Annotated in this window: 13 protein-coding genes; 11 read left to right on the top strand and 2 right to left on the bottom strand. The window is 71.1% G+C overall.

The genetic code is table 11. From position 1 onward, the window contains the following. Positions 1–68 precede the first annotated feature (68 nt). The 7 genes from B9S64_RS00960 (at position 69) to B9S64_RS00930 (ending at position 8,172) form a co-directional block, all read left to right on the top strand. The gene (locus B9S64_RS00960; protein WP_103490862.1) at positions 69–1,154 is read left to right on the top strand and encodes an ABC transporter substrate-binding protein; all 1,086 of its coding nucleotides are present in this window, start codon (positions 69–71) and stop codon (positions 1,152–1,154) included. A 111-nt stretch (positions 1,155–1,265) separates the two neighbouring features. Then, a complete protein-coding gene (locus tag B9S64_RS00955) occupies positions 1,266–3,032 on the top strand; it encodes a sugar ABC transporter ATP-binding protein (RefSeq protein WP_103490863.1) in 1,767 nt (588 codons plus the stop codon). Next, complete coding sequence (locus B9S64_RS00950; protein WP_258317458.1) at positions 3,029–4,045, top strand: ABC transporter permease; 1,017 nt, start codon at positions 3,029–3,031, stop codon at positions 4,043–4,045. The genes B9S64_RS00955 and B9S64_RS00950 overlap by 4 nt, the downstream gene beginning before the upstream one ends. Next, positions 4,042–5,103: an ABC transporter permease gene (locus tag B9S64_RS00945; protein WP_109491936.1), complete on the top strand. Its 1,062-nt coding sequence runs from the start codon at positions 4,042–4,044 to the stop codon at positions 5,101–5,103. Before B9S64_RS00950 ends, B9S64_RS00945 begins: the two co-directional genes overlap by 4 nt. Before the next feature lie 55 nt (positions 5,104–5,158). Continuing rightward, positions 5,159–6,196 carry a LacI family DNA-binding transcriptional regulator gene (locus tag B9S64_RS00940; RefSeq protein WP_103489819.1) on the top strand — a complete coding sequence of 346 codons (1,038 nt, stop codon included), beginning with the start codon at positions 5,159–5,161 and terminating at the stop codon, positions 6,194–6,196. Then, on the top strand, positions 6,196–7,269 hold the full coding sequence (locus B9S64_RS00935) for an aldose epimerase family protein (protein ID WP_109491935.1): 1,074 nt from the start codon (positions 6,196–6,198) through the stop codon (positions 7,267–7,269). The genes B9S64_RS00940 and B9S64_RS00935 overlap by 1 nt, the downstream gene beginning before the upstream one ends. A 159-nt stretch (positions 7,270–7,428) precedes the next feature. Then, the gene (locus B9S64_RS00930) at positions 7,429–8,172 is read left to right on the top strand and encodes a class I SAM-dependent methyltransferase (protein ID WP_103488386.1); all 744 of its coding nucleotides are present in this window, start codon (positions 7,429–7,431) and stop codon (positions 8,170–8,172) included. Positions 8,173–8,281: 109 nt separating this feature from the next. Here B9S64_RS00930 and B9S64_RS00925 read toward each other — a convergent pair whose 3' ends face one another. Then, the gene (locus tag B9S64_RS00925) at positions 8,282–11,293 is read right to left on the bottom strand and encodes a carbohydrate binding domain-containing protein (protein ID WP_103488385.1); all 3,012 of its coding nucleotides are present in this window, start codon (positions 11,291–11,293) and stop codon (positions 8,282–8,284) included. A 314-nt stretch (positions 11,294–11,607) separates the two neighbouring features. Here B9S64_RS00925 and B9S64_RS00920 point away from each other — a divergent pair, with 314 nt between their 5' ends. Next, positions 11,608–12,033 (top strand): thioesterase family protein, encoded by a 426-nt coding sequence (locus tag B9S64_RS00920; protein ID WP_103488384.1) that lies wholly within the window; start codon positions 11,608–11,610, stop codon positions 12,031–12,033. Positions 12,034–12,171: 138 nt separating this feature from the next. On the opposite strand, the gene B9S64_RS00915 is transcribed toward B9S64_RS00920, so the two are convergent. After that, a complete protein-coding gene (locus tag B9S64_RS00915) occupies positions 12,172–13,188 on the bottom strand; it encodes a LacI family DNA-binding transcriptional regulator (protein WP_103488387.1) in 1,017 nt (338 codons plus the stop codon). A gap of 469 nt (positions 13,189–13,657) precedes the next feature. Between B9S64_RS00915 and B9S64_RS00910 the strand changes: the two genes are divergently transcribed. The 3 genes from B9S64_RS00910 to B9S64_RS00900 all read left to right on the top strand — a co-directional run bounded on the left by B9S64_RS00910 (position 13,658) and on the right by B9S64_RS00900 (position 17,026). Continuing rightward, complete coding sequence (locus B9S64_RS00910) at positions 13,658–14,578, top strand: carbohydrate ABC transporter permease (protein WP_103488383.1); 921 nt, start codon at positions 13,658–13,660, stop codon at positions 14,576–14,578. 3 nt (positions 14,579–14,581) lie between these two features. Next, positions 14,582–15,523 carry a carbohydrate ABC transporter permease gene (locus B9S64_RS00905; protein ID WP_028441876.1) on the top strand — a complete coding sequence of 314 codons (942 nt, stop codon included), beginning with the start codon at positions 14,582–14,584 and terminating at the stop codon, positions 15,521–15,523. A gap of 162 nt (positions 15,524–15,685) precedes the next feature. Continuing rightward, positions 15,686–17,026 (top strand): sugar ABC transporter substrate-binding protein, encoded by a 1,341-nt coding sequence (locus tag B9S64_RS00900; protein ID WP_103488382.1) that lies wholly within the window; start codon positions 15,686–15,688, stop codon positions 17,024–17,026. The last annotated feature ends 88 nt before the right edge of the window (positions 17,027–17,114 follow it).

Here is a 17,114-nt window from a genome sequence, read left to right as displayed (position 1 = left end):
GCACCGTCCAGCCATGCCCGACCGCACGCGGACAGCGTGCGGTCATCCCGCCAAGGAGCGTCCCGCGCATGATGACCCAGCGTCGATCCCGTACCCTCGCCGCGGCCTGCCTGCTCGCCGTCACCGCCACGCTGGCCGCCTCCGGCTGCTCCAAGTCGGAGACCACGGACACCGCGGGCGGTGACAGCGGCCAGGGGGCCCAGGCGGCCGAGTCCCCCGAGTCCAGCTCCGGTTCCGGTTGCTCGCTGACGACCTACGGCGCGCCGAAACTGGACCTCAAGGACGCGGTGGTCGGCTTCTCCCAGTCGGAGAAGGAGGCCAACCCCTTCCGCATCGCCGAGACCCAGTCCATCAAGGACGAGGCGAAGAAGGTCGGTGTCAAGAAGCTGCTCACCACCAACGCCCAGTCGCAGCTGTCCAAGCAGATCAGCGACATCCAGGACATGCTGTCCCAGGGCGCCCAGTTCCTGATCGTCGCGCCGCTCAACTCCGACGGCCTGGAGCCGGCCCTGAAGGCCGCCGCCGCCAAGAAGGTCCCGGTCCTCACCATCGACCGCAAGGTCAACTCCGCCGCCTGCCAGGACTATGTGGCCTTCCTCGGCTCCGACTTCGTCGAGCAGGGCAAGCGCGCCGCCGACGCGATGATCAAGGCGACGGGCGGCAAGGCCAAGGTCGCCATCCTCCTCGGCGCCTCCGGCAACAACGTCACCACCGACCGCACCAAGGGATTCGTCGACCAGATCAAGGCGGAGGCCCCCGGCATCGAGATCGTCGCCCAGCAGACCGGCGAGTTCGCCCGCGACAAGGGCCAGCAGGTCATGGAGCAGCTCATCCAGTCCAAGCCCGGCATCGACGCCGTCTACGCGGAGAACGACGAGATGGGCCTCGGTGCCGTCACGGCGATCAAGGCCGCCGGCAAGAAGCCGGGCAAGGACGTCAAGGTCGTCTCGGTCGACGGCACCCGCAACGCCGTGCAGGCCCTGGTCAACGGCGAGTACAACGCGGTGATCGAGTCCAACCCGCGCTTCGGCCCGCTGGCCTTCGCCACCGCGCAGAAGTTCTACGCCGGTGAGGAGATCCCCGAGAACGTCATCATCACCGACCGCGCGTACGACGAGACCAACGCCAAGGAATCGCTCGGCGGGGCGTTCTGACCCTCCCCGACCCACCGACGGCCCCGGCCGCCGCGGCCCGCACCGGACCGCGGCGGCCCCCGGGCCGCCCGCCCCTTCGAACAGTGGAACAGCGGAAGGCCGAGACCCCTCATGGCACCACCCGAAGCAGTACCCCAGGCCCCGGAGGCGGCCGCCGGGCCCGAGCCCTCCGCCGTGCTCGAAGCCCGCGCGGTGAGCAAGCGCTTCCCCGGGGTCGTCGCCCTCGACGGCGTCTCCTTCTCCCTGCGCCCGGGTGAGACCCATGCGCTGGTCGGCGAGAACGGCGCGGGCAAGTCCACCCTCATCAAGGTACTGACCGGCGTGTACCGGCCGGACGGGGGAGAGCTGCGGATGGCGGGCCGGCCGGTGCGGTTCGCCCGGCCGTTCGAGGCCCAGCAGGCCGGGATCTCCACCATCTACCAGGAGGTCAACCTCGTCCCCCTGATGAGCGCCGCACGCAACATCTTCCTGGGCCGCGAACCCAAGAACCGCCTCGGCCTCATCGACTTCACCCGGATGCACCGGGAGGCGGGCGAACTCCTCGACGGCTTCGGCGTACGCGTGGACCCCCGGCGCCCCCTGCACACCCTCGGGATCGGCACCCAGCAGATGGTCGCCCTGGCGCGGGCCGTCTCGGTCAACGCCCAGGTCGTCATCATGGACGAACCCACCTCCTCGCTGGAACCACGCGAGGTGGAGACCCTCTTCCGGGTCATCGAGAACCTGCGCGGCCAGGGCATCGCCGTGCTCTACGTCAGCCACCGCATGGACGAGCTCTACCGCGTCTGCGAACGCGTGACCGTGCTCCGCGACGGCCGGCACATCCACACCGGCGACCTCGCGGACCTCGACCGGATGCGGCTCGTGTCGATGATGCTCGGCCGCGACCTGGCCGAGGTCCGCCGCTCCGGCGCCACCAGCTTCGCCGCCGAGGGCCACGAGGCGGCCCGTACCCCGGTGCTCACCGCCGGGGCGCTCTCCAGCCGCCACCGGCTGCACGACGTGTCCCTGTCGCTGTACGCGGGCGAGGTGCTCGGCCTCGGCGGCCTCCTCGGGTCCGGGCGCAGCGAGACCGCGAAGGCCCTGTCCGGCGCGCTGCCGCTGGACGCGGGTGAACTCACCGTCGACGGACACCCGTTGAAGCGCCTCACCCCGGCCGCCGCGATCCGGGCCGGCATCAGCCTGCTGCCCGAGGACCGCAAGGCCGAGGGCATCGTGCCCGGACTCTCCGTACGCGAGAACATCGTGCTGGCCGCGATGCCACGGCTGTCCCGGGCCGGGGTCGTCTCACGGGCCCGGCAGGACCGGATCGTCGACATCTTCATGAAGCGCCTGCGGATCAAGGCCTCCAGCCCCGAGCAGAAGGTCGGCGAACTCTCCGGCGGCAACCAGCAGAAGGTGCTCCTCGCCCGCTGGCTCTGTCTCGAACCCAAGGTGCTGCTGCTGGACGAGCCCACCCGGGGCATCGACGTCGGGGCCAAGGCCGAGGTCCAGCGGCTCATCGACGACCTGGCCGGGGAGGGACTGGCGGTGCTGCTCATCTCCTCCGACATCGAGGAGCTGATCGAGGGCGCCGACCGCATCGTGGTCCTGCGCGGCGGGGCCGTCGCGGGCGAACTGGTGGGCGACGAGGTGGACGAGAGCCGGCTGCTCGAAGTGCTCGCCGACCACGCCCCGGCCCCCGGCCACACCCCGGCTCCGGACACCGCCCCGGCCCCCGGCCACACCCCGGACGCCGCTCCCGCTCCGGACACCGCCCCGGCCCCCGGCGCCGACCACGCTCCCGTCCCCGAGGCCGCCCCCGCGTCCGGGCCGGGAGACGACCCCGTACCCGCGCGGCGGGACGACGCCCCGGCCGCTCAGGAGGACCCCCGATGACCCAGGCCGCCGTCACCCCGTCCCGGGGCCCCGCACAGCCCGCGGACCCGGCCGGGCCCGACCGCCCCGCCTCCCCGCTCGCCCGGCTGCGCGACCCCGCCTGGTACCAGGAGTACGGCGTCTACGTGGCCGTCGCGGCGCTGCTGCTCTTCAACGCCCTGTTCACCGACCACTTCATGACCGCCGACAACTTCCGCACCCAGCTCGTCCAGGTCGCCCCCATCGTCATCGTGGCCCTCGGCATGGCCCTGGTCATCGGCACCGAGGGCGTGGACCTGTCCGTCGGCTCGACCATGGCGCTCGCCGCCGCCTTCCTCCCGCTCTACCTCGGATACGGCCTGGTGCCCGCCCTGGTCGTCGCGCTCCTGGCGGGCGCGGTCGTCGGAGCGGTCAACGGCGCCCTGGTCTCCCTCATCGGGCTGCAACCCATCGTGGCCACGCTCGCCCTCTTCGTCGGCGGGCGCGGACTGGCCCTGGTCGTGGCCGACGGCCAGCTCAAGCAGATCGTCAACCCCGACCTGCTCTCGCTCGGCACCGGCTCCTTCCTCGGCGTCCCGCTGGTCGTCTGGATCGCCGGACTGCTCGCGCTCGCCGTCGCCTTCCTGGTGCGGCGCACCACGTTCGGACGGCAGATCGTCGCCGTCGGCGGCAACCGCTCGGCCGCCGCGCTGGCCGGACTGCCCGTCAAGCGCGTCCTCATCGGCGTGTACGTGCTCTGCGGCGTCTTCGCCGCACTCGCCGGCATCCTCGCCACCGCGCGGCTCACCGCGAGCGACCCGTCCTCGCTGGGCACCCTGATGGAGCTGTCCGCCATCACCGCCGTTGTTGTCGGCGGCACCCCGCTCAGCGGCGGTTCCGTCCGCGTCCTGGGCACCGTGGCCGGCGCCCTGCTGATGCAGTTGCTGCGCGCCACCCTCGTCAAGCACGACCTGCCCGACTCCACCGCACAGATCGCCCAGGCGGCCATCATCGTCGCCGCCGTCTACGTCGCCCGGGAGCGTCGGTCCCGATGAACGAAACCACACCCGCCCCCGCCGTCCGGACCCCGGCCCCGCGCACCCCGGCCGCGCGGCCGGACGGACCCCCGCCCCGCCCCGCGGACGCCCCCCGCCCCACCGCCGGGCAGCGCGCCGCCGAACTCCTCCAGCGCCAGGGCGTGCTGGCGGTCCTGCTGACCGTGGTGATCGCCGCCTCCTTCATCTATCCGACGTTCGCCTCCCTGGACAACGCCCGCGGCATCACCATCCAGGCCTCCTTCCTCGCCGTCGTCGCCCTCGGCATGACCCTGGTCATCATCACCGGCGGCATCGACCTCTCGGTGGGCTCGGTCTTCGCCCTCGGCGGGGTACTCGCCGCCTGGGCCTCGCAGTACGGCTTCCTGCCGGCGCTGCTCGTCCCCCTCGCGGTCTGCGGCGCGATCGGCCTGCTGAACGGGCTGCTGATCGCCCGGGGCACCATGGCGCCCTTCATCATCACCCTCGCCACCCTGCTGGGCGCCCGCGGCCTGCTCCTCGCCCTCACCGACGAGGGCGCCACCACCTACCTGGTCCCCAAGGACTCCGCCTTCGGCGAGCTGGGCCAGGGAAGCGTCTGGGGCTTCGGCTACCCGCTCCTTGTCGCCCTGGTGCTGTTCGGGGCGGGCGGACTCGTCCTGCAACGCACCTCGTTCGGGCAGACGCTCTTCGCCGTCGGTGGCAGCGGCGACGCGGCCACCCTGATGGGCCTGCCCGTCGCCCGGACCAAGATCCTCGTCTACACCCTCAGCGGTCTGCTGGCCGGCCTCGCCGGCGCCCTCAACGCGGCCCGGCTGTCCTCCGGCGTCACCATCGTCGGCGTCGGCATGGAGCTGGACGCGATCTCCGCCGTCGTCATCGGCGGCACGCTCCTGATCGGCGGCGCGGGCTCGGTCAGCGGCACCCTCTGGGGCGTCCTGCTGCTGGCCGTCATCCAGAACCTGATCAACCAGATCGGCTCGCTCAACTCCTCGTACCAGTCGGTCGTCAGCGGAGGCTTCCTTATCGTTGTCGTGGTGGCCCAGCGCTACCTGGCGCGCAGTCGGAGAACGACCTGACGAGGGAGCGCCGTGCCGAGCCGAACCACCGAGTCAAGCCGAACCAAGGAGTGCCGTGGGCGTCAGCCTCAAGGACGTTGCGCAACGGGCGGGCGTGTCCATCAAGACCGTGTCGAACGTGGTCAACAACTACCAGCACGTCACCCCGGCCATGCGTGCCAGGGTCCAGCAGGCCATCGACGACCTCGGTTACCGGCCGAACCTCACCGCACGCCACCTGCGCAAGGGCCGCACCGGCATCATCGCCCTCGCGGTGCCCGAGTTCGGCAACCCGTACTTCGCCGAACTCGCCGGTGAGGTCGTGGACGCGGCCGCCCGCCACGACTACACCGTCCTGGTCGACCACACCGCCGGCCTGCGCGAGAAGGAGCTCCTGGTCAGCCAGGGCTTCCGGTCCCATGTGATCGACGGGCTCATCCTCAGCCCGATCCACCTGGAGACCGAGGACCTCATGGCCCGCACCGAGACGGCACCGCTGGTCCTGCTCGGCGAGCGCGAGTACGAAGCCCCCTACGACCACATCGCCATCGACAACGTGGCCGCCGCCCGCGAGGCCGTACGCCATCTGCTCGGCCTCGGCCACCGGCACATCGCCTTCCTCGGCTCGCGCACCGGCCGCGAACGCCAGCCCGCGCACCTGCGGTTGCGGGGCTGGCGCGAGGAGCTCGCCGCCGCCGGGATCGCACCCGACGAGTCCCTGGTGGTCGTCACCGACGGCTACGGCCGCGAGGACGGCGCCACCGCCATGGCCGCCCTGCTGGACCGGGGCGTCCGGCCCGACGCCGTGTTCGCGTACAACGACCTCATCGCCATCGGCGCGATGCGGACCCTCACCGAACGCGGACTGCGCATCCCCGAGGACATCGCCGTCGTCGGCTTCGACGACATCGAGGAGAGCCGCTACACCACCACCACGCTCACCACCATCGCCCCGGACAAGGCGGCCATCGCCCGCCTCGCCGTGGACAGCCTCGTCGCACGGCTCTCCGGCGAGGCTGTCGCCGAACCACGCCGGCCACGCCCCGGATACCGCCTGGTCGTCCGCGAATCCACCACACCCGGGTCCGACTCCGGCCACCCCGAGGACCACTGATGCCGCGCCCCACCGTGCACCGCGCCCCCTTCGGCCCCGCCCACGGCACCGAGACCCACCGGTGGACCCTCGACAGCGGAACGGGCGTGCGAGCCGAGGTACTGACCTACGGCGCCACCCTGCACCGCCTCACCGTCCCCGACGCCTCCGGAGCCGCCGTCCCCGTCGTACGGTCGCTCGCCGGCATCGACGACTACACCGCCGAACACCCCTACTTCGGGGCGGTCGTCGGGCGTTACGCCAACCGCATCGCGCACGGCCGCTTCACCCTGGACGGCACCGGCCACCGCGTCCCCGCCAACGACCGGGGCCACGCCCTGCACGGCGGGCCCGGCGGGTTCCACACCAAGGTCTGGGAGGCGGCCGGGGGCCGTACCGACGACACGGCGTCCGTCCGGCTCACCCTGCACAGCCCCGACGGCGACATGGGCTTCCCCGGAGCGCTGGACACCACCGTCACCTACACCCTGGACACCGCCGGCACCCTCGCCATCGACTACGTCTCCGTCACCGACCGCCCCACCGTCCTCAACCTCACCAACCACGCCTACTTCGACCTGGCGGGTCAGGGCGACGTCCTCGGCCACCGCCTGGAGGTCGACGCCGACGCCTATCTGCCCGTGGACGGCGGCGGCATCCCGCTCGGACCCGCCGCCGACGTCAAGGGCACCCCCTTCGACCTCACCGAACCCCGGGTCCTCGGGGAACGCCTCGGCCTGGACGACCCGCAGCTGCGCGCGGCGGGCGGCTTCGACCACTGCTGGGTGCTGCGGGAGGCGCCGGACGGCGCACCGCGGCGCGCCGCCCGGCTCACCGCGCCGGACGGGGGCCGCGTCCTGGAGGTGTGGACGACCCGGCCGGGCATCCAGGTGTACACGGCCAACCAGTTGGACGGCCGGTTCACCGACGCCACCGGCCGACGCCACGAACGCCACGGGTCGGTGTGTCTGGAGACCCAGCACCTGCCCGACGCCCCCAACCGTCCCGACTTCCCCGGCACTGTGCTGCGCCCCGGCGAACAGGCCATCAGCCGCACCGAGTTGCGCTTCCCGCCGCCGAGCGCGCGCGGCTGAAGGGGCGCCACCGCCGCTCCCGCCCCGCACCCCGGGGCGGGGGGCTCGGCGCGGGTACGCTGACGGCGCCCCGGGCGGGACCCGCGCGCCGCCGCCCCGCCGCGTGCGACACCGTGCGGGGCCCGTCCGCCGAGCGCCGAAGGCCCCAGGAGGCACCCCATGGCACCGACCGCGTACGACGCCCAGGCCGCCGCCGACTACCGGGCCGCCCGTGAGATCCCCCGGGAGGGGCTCACGGCCTGGCGGGAGACGATCGCCGGGACCGCGGGGCTGCGCCCCGGCATGACCGTCCTGGACGTCGGCGCGGGGACCGGAGGATTCGCCACGGCCTTCCGGGACTGGTTCGGCGTACGGGTGCTCGCCGTGGAACCGGCCGCCGCGATGCGCGCCCTCATCCCGGCCGGGGACGGGATCGAGGCCCTCGACGGGCGCGCCGAGGCCCTGCCGGTCCCCGACGCGAGCGCGGACGCCGCCTGGCTCGGCTCGGTCCTGCACCACCTGACCGATCCGGCGGCGGCCGCCCGTGAACTGCGCCGCGCCCTCAGACCCGGCGCCCCCGTCCTCATCCGTAACACCTTCCCCGGACGCTGCGAGCGTGACCTGCGGGTCCGCTTCTTCCCCGAGACCGCCCGGGGCATCGACGACTACCCCGGACTCGGGCGGGTGACCGAGGTCTTCGCCGACGCCGGCTTCGGCCGCACCGTGCTGCTGCGCTCCCTGCCCCAGGAGTCGGCCCCCACCCTCGCCGCGTACGCCGGCCGGCTGCGGCGCGACGCCGACTCCAAACTGCGGGCCCTGCCGGACGAGGCCTACGCGCGGGGCCTGGAGCGGCTGCGCCGCGCCGTGGCGGCCGACCCGCGCGAGCCGGCCACCAGTTGGATGGATCTGCTCGTGCTGGCCTGACCACGGGACGGCACGGCACTTCACGGCAGGACCCGGCAGGACACGGCATGGCGAAGGGCGGGGCCGGGACACGCCGCACGGCGTGTCCCGGCCCCGCCCCGCCCCAGGCCTACTTCAGGTAGGGACCCGCTGTCCCGATCTTCCCCGGCGCGGCGTTCTTACCGCCCAGGTCCAGGACGTACACCCGCAGATTGCCCTTGCCCGGCGCCGCGACGGTGAGCTTGCCCCCGGTCACCACCTGGGTGTCCCCGGTGACGGCGTCCGTGTACCTGCCGTCCGGGATGCCCGTGTAGGTGGCCCCGCCGCTGACCGTCACCAGCGCGAAGCTGTCGGTGCCGCTCGCCGCGTCGGTGTAGCGGCGCTTGTACGCCATCGAGCCGCTGATGCCCTCGGTGGAGTACTGGCCCATCTGGAGGGCCGGCACCGCGCGGCGGATCTGGTTGAGCCGCTGCACATGCTTGACCAGCGGCTTCGTCAGGGTGGCGGCGACCGCGCCGGACGCGGAGTCGACCGTCCCGAAGTCGGAGGCCTTCACGTCCCCGGCGAGGTGGTCCCCGAAGTACGCGCGCCCGGTCGAGGCCAGCGGGCAGGAGGGCCCGCAGTCGATCCGCTTGCCGGCCTGGAACTCGATCTCGGAGCCGTAGTAGAGCGTGGGGATGCCCCGGAACGTCCACATCAGCGACATGTTCTCGGCCCAGGCGTCGGTGCCGCCCGCGTACCGCTCGCTGCTCTTGTTGGGCCCGTAGTCATGGCTGTCGACGTACACGACGTTGTAGGTGGCGTCGTTGTAACTGTCGTCGGAGTCCTTGCCGTTGTGGTAGGCGTTGTCCGCGTCACCGAAGTTCATGTGCATCCGCATGTCGATGACGTTCATCCCGGAGAAGCGGCTGTGGTCCGGGGTGTGGTACCTGTTGCCGTCCAGGAAGGCGTTGGTGGAGGTCGGCTGGGAGCCGGTGCCCCGCTGCTGCTCGTCGTCGTACATCTCCAGGGCGGCCTTCTCGTCGTCCGCGCTGTACTCCCCACGCTCCTTCCAGGTGTAGAACTGCGCGGAGTGGTTGACCGAGCCCCGGTTCCACTTGTCGTTGACGAAGGCGGCGACCTCACCGAAGACGAAGAAGTTCTCCGCGGCCTCCGCGCCGAACCGCTGGGTGACGCGCTCCTGGATCGCGGGCAGGAAGCGGCGGTTCCAGGTGGTGCGCGGGATGTGTACGGCGGTGTCGACCCGGAAGCCGTCGACGCCCATGTCGATGTACTTGTCGTAGGCGCCGATCAGGTAGTTCTGGACCTGGGCGTTCTCGGTGTCGAAGTCGGCGAGGTCGTCGTGCAGCCAGCAGGAACGGGAGTCCTCACCCTCCCAGTTGCCGATCCAGCAGTTGTGGTAGAGCGCTTTGGGGAACATGCCCGACGTGGGGGAGGGCCACTGGCAGTTGTAGATCCGGTACCCCTCCGGGGAGGTGGACCCGGTCGGGGTGCCCCAGCCGACACAGGTGTTGCCGGAGGGCTCGGCGGTGGACCAGAGGTCGCCGTTGTAGTAGGACTTGCCGGACTTGGGCTCGACGGTCAGGCCGTCGTACGCGAAGCCCTCGTTCCGCTCGTCGTAGTACCAGCTCCACTGCGCGTCGCGGACCCCGTACACCGTGGGCGTGAACAGGCCCTTGGCGCCCCAGCGCGAGGAGTGGTTGTAGACGACGTCCTGGTAGATCTTCATGCCCTTGGCGTGGGCCGCGTCGATCAGGTCCTGGTACGAGGCCCCGGCGGACTCCAGGCGGTGGTCCACCTCGTAGAAGTCGTAGCCGTGGTAGCCGTGGTAGTCGTAGTCCGACCGGTTCAGCACCACCGGGGTGATCCAGACGGCCGACATGCCCAGGCCCTTGATGTAGTCGAGCTTCTGGATCAGGCCCTTGAAGTCGCCCCGGAACATGGGGTCGTCGTTCGCGGCGTTGCCCGACGTCTCGTGCTGGTTGCCGCCCCGGTTGTTGGAGCTGTCGCCGTCGGCGAAACGGGCGGTCAGCACGAAGTAGATCGGGTCCTTACGGGGATCGGTGCCCAGCGGCTTCCCGGTGGCGGGGGCCGTCGGCCGCTCACCGGTGGTCGCGGTGGCCGCCGCCGAGGCCGCCGAGACGTTCCCGGCCGCGTCCACGGCCCGGACCGTCCAGCTGTAGGTGGTCTTCGGCTCCAGCCCGGTGTCCGAGAACACCGTGGAGCCGACGTCGGTGACCACGGTGCCCTTGGTGCCGCCGGTCCGCGTCACCTGATACTTCGTCACTCCACGGTCGTCGGTGGAGGGTTCCCAGGTCACCACGGCGGACACCCCGTCGGCGGTGGCGGTGACCTTCGTCGGGGCGGTCGGCGCCGCGGTGTCGGGTTCCTCGGCCGCGCAGGGGTCCGGGGCGCCGGCGGCGACCTTCCGGTCCTTCACCGTGGTGCGTCCGGCGGGGAGTGTGTAGTCGCCGCCGTTGTTGTTGTCCCACACCCCGTTGCCGTTGTTGAACGCCGCCTGCATCGAGGCCGCCGCGCCGAGGTCCACCGAGGCGCGCGCCCATCCGGTGCAGGCCGGTTCCATGCCGACCCCGGGCACCGTGGTCCACACGCCGTCCGCGGGCCGGTAGTGCAGATTGGTGGTCGTCCAGCCGACCGTCGCGGTGGAGTAGTAGACCTCGGCGGTGTGTCCCTCGCCGGGGGAGGGGTCCGTACCGGTGTCCGCGCAGGGGTCGCTGTGGGCCACCACACCGTCCTTGACGGTGATGGTGCCGGTGCCCAGCGCGTAGTTCTGCCCGGCGTTGTTGTCCCAGACACCGGATCCGTCGTTGAACGTCGCCGCCAGGCCGGACGCGCCGCCCAGGCTGACCGTCCGTTTCACCCAGTCGGTGCAGGCGGCCTCCATCGCGGTGCCGGGCACGGTGGTCCAGGAACCGCCGTCCGGGGCGTAATGCAGGTTGTACGCCGGCCAGTTCTTGGTCTTCGTCCAGTAGAAGACGGTGGCGGTGGACTCCGAGGCGGCCGTGGGCACGGCCGTCTCCGTACGGGGCGCCTCGGGGGCCGAGGTGAGCAGCCCCAGGGTCACCGCCGCCGCCAGGGCCACCGCGAGGCGTCTTGGCAGGCGTGGGCGGATGCGTCTCATGCGTGTCACTCCAGGGGGAGGGCCGCGGGCGGGTGGACCGCGGAGCCGGTGACGCGGCCGCGGCGAGCGGCCGCGTGGATCCCGCCGGAGAACCCGGACGCGCCTCTGGGTTCGGGCGAGCGGTGCGTTCCGGCAGGCGTCGCGCGGCGGCGCGAGCCGTCGGCAACGCCTGTCAGAACCTTGCTGCAATCTCTTGCAGCCAGGAAGTTACCGGTGCATGACAGTTCCGTAAAGAGGTGCGGACGGGGCGGCCGGGCCGGGGTCCCGGCGCTCGGGCCCGGAATGACGGAGCGCTCGCCGGTGTTCGGGGGTGCATGACCTACTTCACCGATGTCACGGTGCGCGGATACGAACTCGACACCCAGGGCCATCTCAACCAGGCCGTCTACCTCCAGTACGCCGAACACGCCCGGTGGGAGCTGCTGCGGGCGGCCGGGGTGCCCCAGGAGAAGATGCTCGCCGCCGGAATCGGGCCCGTGCAGCTGGAGGTGACGGTGAAGTACCGGCGGGAGCTGCGCGGCGGCGAGCGGGTGCGGGTGAGCTGCGCCTTCGTCCGGGGTACGGGCAAGGTCTTCGAGATCCGTCAGCGGGTCACCAAGGAGGACGGCACGGTGGCCGCGGAGATCGGCGCGGTCGGTGGCGTGCTCGACCTGTTGGCCCGCAAGCTGATCGCCGATCCCCTCGGACGTCTCGCCTCGCTGGCCGACAAGCCGGAACTCCTGGAGGTCGAGAAGGCCTGACGAGGCGTCATGATCCGGAGGGGCCTGACAGGCCGTCACAGCGCGTCGCCAGGTGGCGTGTCAGGGAGGGAGGACGCCCTGACACGTCCTGAAGGGCGGCCGCCACAGCGGGCTGTCACGAGGGCCGCCACCGCGGGCTCAGGCGGGTGGCGGCGGACCCGTACTCGCCCGGACGACCAGCCGGGTCGGGACCAGGGTGGTGCCGCGCTCGGCCGTCTCGTTGCGGATCTGCCGCAGGACACCGTCCACGCACAGCCGCCCGATCTCGCCGAAGTCCTGGTGAACGGTGGTCAGCGGGGGAAAGAACGAGGCGGAGTCGGCTATGTCGTCGAACCCGACGACACTGACGTCCTCGGGCACACGCCGGCCCCGCTCGTGCAGCGCCCGCAGCACGCCCAGCGCCATCTGGTCGTTGGCCGCGAAGACCGCGGTGCAGTCGGGATCGGCCGCCAGGGCGAGACCCGCTTCGTACCCCGAGGCCGCCGACCAGTCGCCGGAGAGCACCGGCGGGACGGGCCGCCCCGCTTCCACCAGGGTCTGCCGCCACGCCTCGGCGCGGCGCTGCGCGGCGAACGACTCCGCCGGACCGGCGACGTGCGCCACGCTGCGGTGACCGAGGTCGAGCAGATGCCGCACGGCCGCCCTGGCGCCCCCGGACTGGTCGGTGTCCACGACGCTGTAGCGGTCGCCGGCGTCGGAATCGGCCACCACGACATGGGTGTGCGGCGGCAGGGAGATGGCGGCGTCCAGGAGCCGGACTTCCATGATCACGATCATACCGTCCACGACCTGCTCACCGAGCACGGTGACGGCTCCCCGGACCCCGGTGCTGGTCGGTGTCGAGACGGGCAGCAGGGTGATGCCGTACCCCGCGTCCGCCGCGGAGACCGAAATGGCTTCCAGCGTACGGACGTTGCCCGTGGTGGCCAGGGTGAACAGGACGACGCCCAAGGTGCGGAACTTCCCGCTCTTGAGGGCGCGCGCGGCACTGTTGGGCCGGTAGTTCAGCTCCTTCATGGCGGACAGGACGCGGCGGCGGGTCTCCTCGGAGACCATGGGATGGCCGTTGGACACGCGGGAGACCGTCTGCGAGGAGACTCCGGCCAGACGCGCGACGTCCGCCATGGATGCCTCCCTGCGGGACGGTCGTTCCATGGCGTGTTCCTGTCCGTGCACTTCGTCTGCCTCCGTCGTGGTGAAGCGAGCCTTTCGCCGTGCGGTCAGGGCGTTGTCGCGGTCACCGGGCCGTCGTCCGCCACGGTGCTGTCCGGGTGTTCCGAGCGGTTCCCGTCCGTCCCCGCTCGGGGGTACGGATCGGATCGCGTGCCGGCCGAGGGCTCGGACCTCCGGCATTTCTACCACTATCGGACGCGGGGTGCGGACCGCCCCGGGCGCCTTCGCGGAGGGCGTCCTTCCGCAGGGCCCCAGGTGAGGGAGCGGGAGGCGTAACTCGTCGGTGTGAGGGAGGAATCGTCGCCTTGACGGTGCGTGGAGCGGGCGTGTAAACATCACCTCACCGATTGCTGTTTACGTAAACATCGGTTCTCAAGCACAGCGCCTCCACGATGTCCGGTGTCTCCCTCCGGCCGGGGCCATGCTCAACGCCGGACCAGTAGGAGTACCCATGACGGCCGCTACGCCGCTCTCGACCGGACGCCGCCCACCAGCGGGACGTTCCCGCACCCGGCGCGGACGGGTGGGGTGGCTCTTCGTCGGCCCGTTCATGGCCGTGTTCGCGCTGGTCTTCCTCGCACCGATATGCTACTCGCTGTATCTGAGCTTCTTCCGCGACCAGTTGGTCGGCGGTACGTCGTTCGTCGGCCTGGACAACTTCCAGCGGGCCTTCGAGGACGACCAGTTCTGGTCGGCCCTCGGCCGGGTCGCGGTGTTCCTCGCGGTCCAGGTGCCCGTCATGCTCGGGCTCGCCCTGCTCGTGGCCCTCGCCCTCGACAGCGGCCGGCTCTACGGCAAGAGCTTCTTCCGGATCTCCGTCTTCCTGCCGTACGCGGTCCCCGCCGTCGTCGCCACGCTGATGTGGGGCTTCATCTACGGCACCCGGTTCGGACTCGTGGGGAACATCAACGACGCCCTCGGTGTGAGCCTGCCCGACCCGCTCTCGCCCTCCCTGGTGCTGGCCAGCATCGGCAACATCGTCACCTGGGAGTTCATCGGCTACAACATGCTGATCTTCTACTCGGCCCTGCGGGTCGTCCCCAAGTCCCTCTACGAGGCCGCCGAGATCGACGGCGCCGGACAGTGGCGGATCATCGCCGCCGTGAAGATCCCCGCCATCCGCGGCGCCCTGGTCATCGCGACGATCTTCTCGGTGATCGGCAGCTTCCAGCTGTTCAACGAGCCCAGCATCCTGCAGAGCCTGGCGCCCAACGCCATCACGACCTACTTCACCCCCAACCTCTACACCTTCACGCTGTCCTTCTCCGGTCGGCAGCAGAACTACGCGGCCACGGTCTCCCTCGTCATGGGCGTCGTCACGATGATCATCGCCTACGCGGTCCAGCTGCGCGGCATGCGAAAGGAGGCGTGAACGATGAGCGCACCCCCGTTCACCGCCCCGCCGAGGTCCCGGCGTACCAACCACCGCGCCCCGGCGTCACGCCGGGCCCCGCGCCGGCGCCGTACGGCCGACCGGCCGCGCCGCAGCGTCGTGCTCACGGTGCTCATGGGCCTGACCGCCCTGTACGCGCTGCTGCCGCTGGCCTGGCTCGTCATCAACGCCACCAAGACGCAGAAGAACCTCCTCGACTCCTTCGGCCTCTGGTTCAGCGGGGACTTCGCCCTCTGGGACAACATCTCCCAGACGCTGACCTACGACGACGGCATCTTCGTCCGCTGGTTCCTCAACACCCTGCTGTACGTGGTCGTCGGCGCCGGCGGAGCCACCTTCCTCGCGGTCCTCGGCGGCTACGGCCTCGCCAAGTTCGACTTCACCGGCAAGCGGGCCGTCTTCGCCACCGTCATCGGCGCGGTGGCCGTCCCCGCGACCGCGCTGGCGGTCCCCACCTTCCTGATGTTCAGCAAGATGGGCCTCACCAACACGCCGTGGGCCGTCATCATCCCGTCCCTCATCTCGCCGTTCGGCCTCTACCTCATGTGGGTGTTCGCCGCCGAGGCCGTTCCCACCGAACTCCTCGAAGCGGCCCGGGTCGACGGCTCCGGAGAGCTGCGTACCTTCTTCCAGGTCGCGCTCCCGCTGCTGACCCCGGGCATCGTCACCGTGCTGCTCTTCACCATGGTGCAGACCTGGAACAACTACTTCCTGCCCCTGATCATGATCAAGGACCCGGACTGGTACCCGCTGACCCTCGGCCTGAACGCCTGGAACCAGCAGGCGTCCACCGCGGGCGGCCAACCGGTCTTCAACCTGGTCATCACGGGCGCCCTGCTGACCATCGTGCCCCTGGTCGCCGCCTTCCTGCTCCTCCAGCGCTACTGGCAGTCAGGCCTCGCCGCGGGAAGTGTCAAGGGTTGACCGTCTCCCCGGCCGCTCCGGCCCTCCGAACTCCGCGCTCCGGGACCGGCTTACCCCGGCCCCCGATCCGGCGCGGCGCCCCACCCTCTCCACCCTCCGCACCCCGCGTGCGGACGCTCGACGGCTCGTGAACCACCCTCACCACAACGGAGTGAAGACGATATGAGAACCATGACCAGACGCGCGATGCGTGGCGTCGGCCTGCTGTGCGCGGCCGCGTTGAGCCTCACCGCGTGCGGGTCCTCCGACGATTCCGGTTCGGACAAGGCCGTATCGGGCGGTGATCTCCGGGCGGCCCTGCGTGAGGGCGGCTCGATCACGGTGTGGGCCTGGGAGCCGACGCTGAAGCAGGTCGTCAGCGACTTCCAGAAGGAGTACCCCAAGGTCAAGGTGAAGCTGGTCAACGCCGGTACCGGCAACGACCAGTACACCGCCCTGCAGAACGCCGTGCAGGCCGGGGCCGGCGTGCCGGACGTCGCCCAGGTCGAGTACTACGCGCTGGGCCAGTTCGCCCTCGGCAAGTCCCTGGAGGACCTGAGCCGTTACGGTGCGGACAAGTTCAAGGACGCCTACTCGCCGGGCCCGTGGAACGCGGTCACCGTCGACGACGCCGTCTACGCGCTGCCCATGGACTCCGGTCCGATGGCGCTCTTCTACAACAAGAAGGTGCTCGACAAGCACCAGATCGCCACGCCCACCACCTGGGACGAGTACCTGGAGGCGGCCCGTGCCCTGCACGCCGCCGACCCCAAGGCCTACATCGCCAACGACACCGGTGACGCGGGCTTCACGACCAGCATGATCTGGCAGGCCGGCGGGACCCCGTTCAAGACCCGCGACACCAACGTGACGGTCGACCTCACCAACGACAAGGGTGTCGTCGCCTTCACCAAGGTCTGGCAGAAGCTCATCGACGAGAAGCTGCTGGCCCCCATCAGCTCCTGGAGCGACGAGTGGTACAAGGGCCTGGCGGACGGCACCATCGCCACCCTCGCCACCGGCGCCTGGATGCCCGCCAACTTCGTCTCCGGCGTGGAAGGGGCCTCCGGTGACTGGCGCGCGGCCGCCCTCCCGCAGTGGAAGAAGGGCCAGGAGGTCAGCTCCGAGAACGGCGGCAGCTCCCTCGCGGTGATGAAGGCGAGCAAGAACAAGGACCTGGCGTACGCGTTCAACGAGTACGCCAACCACTCGGAGGGCGTCCAGGCCCGCCTTGAGGGAGGCGCCTTCCCGGCCACCACGGCCGACCTGTCCTCCCCGACGTTCCTGGAGCAGACCTTCCCGTACTTCGGCGGCCAGAAGGCGAACGAGATCTTCGCCCGCTCGGCCAGCCAGGTGCCCGAGGACTGGTCGTACCTGCCTTACCAGGTGTACGCCAACTCCGTCTTCAACGACTCCGTCGGCAAGGCCTACGTCTCCGACACCAAGCTCGCCGACGGCCTGAAGGCCTGGCAGAAGGCCGCCGTCGACTACGGCACGGAACAGGGCTTCGACGTCAACAAGTGACGACGCGCCACTGAACCGGCACAGGGCGGCCGCCCGTCCGACGGGCGGCCGCCCTGTGCCGTACCCGCAACTCCCCGTATCCGAAAGG

The organism is Streptomyces sp. SM18 (assembly GCF_002910775.2).
Taxonomy (GTDB): Bacteria; Actinomycetota; Actinomycetes; order Streptomycetales; family Streptomycetaceae; genus Streptomyces; species Streptomyces halstedii.
The sequence above is the reverse complement of the archived record's forward strand: the minus strand, read 5'-3'. Positions and strand labels throughout refer to the sequence as shown.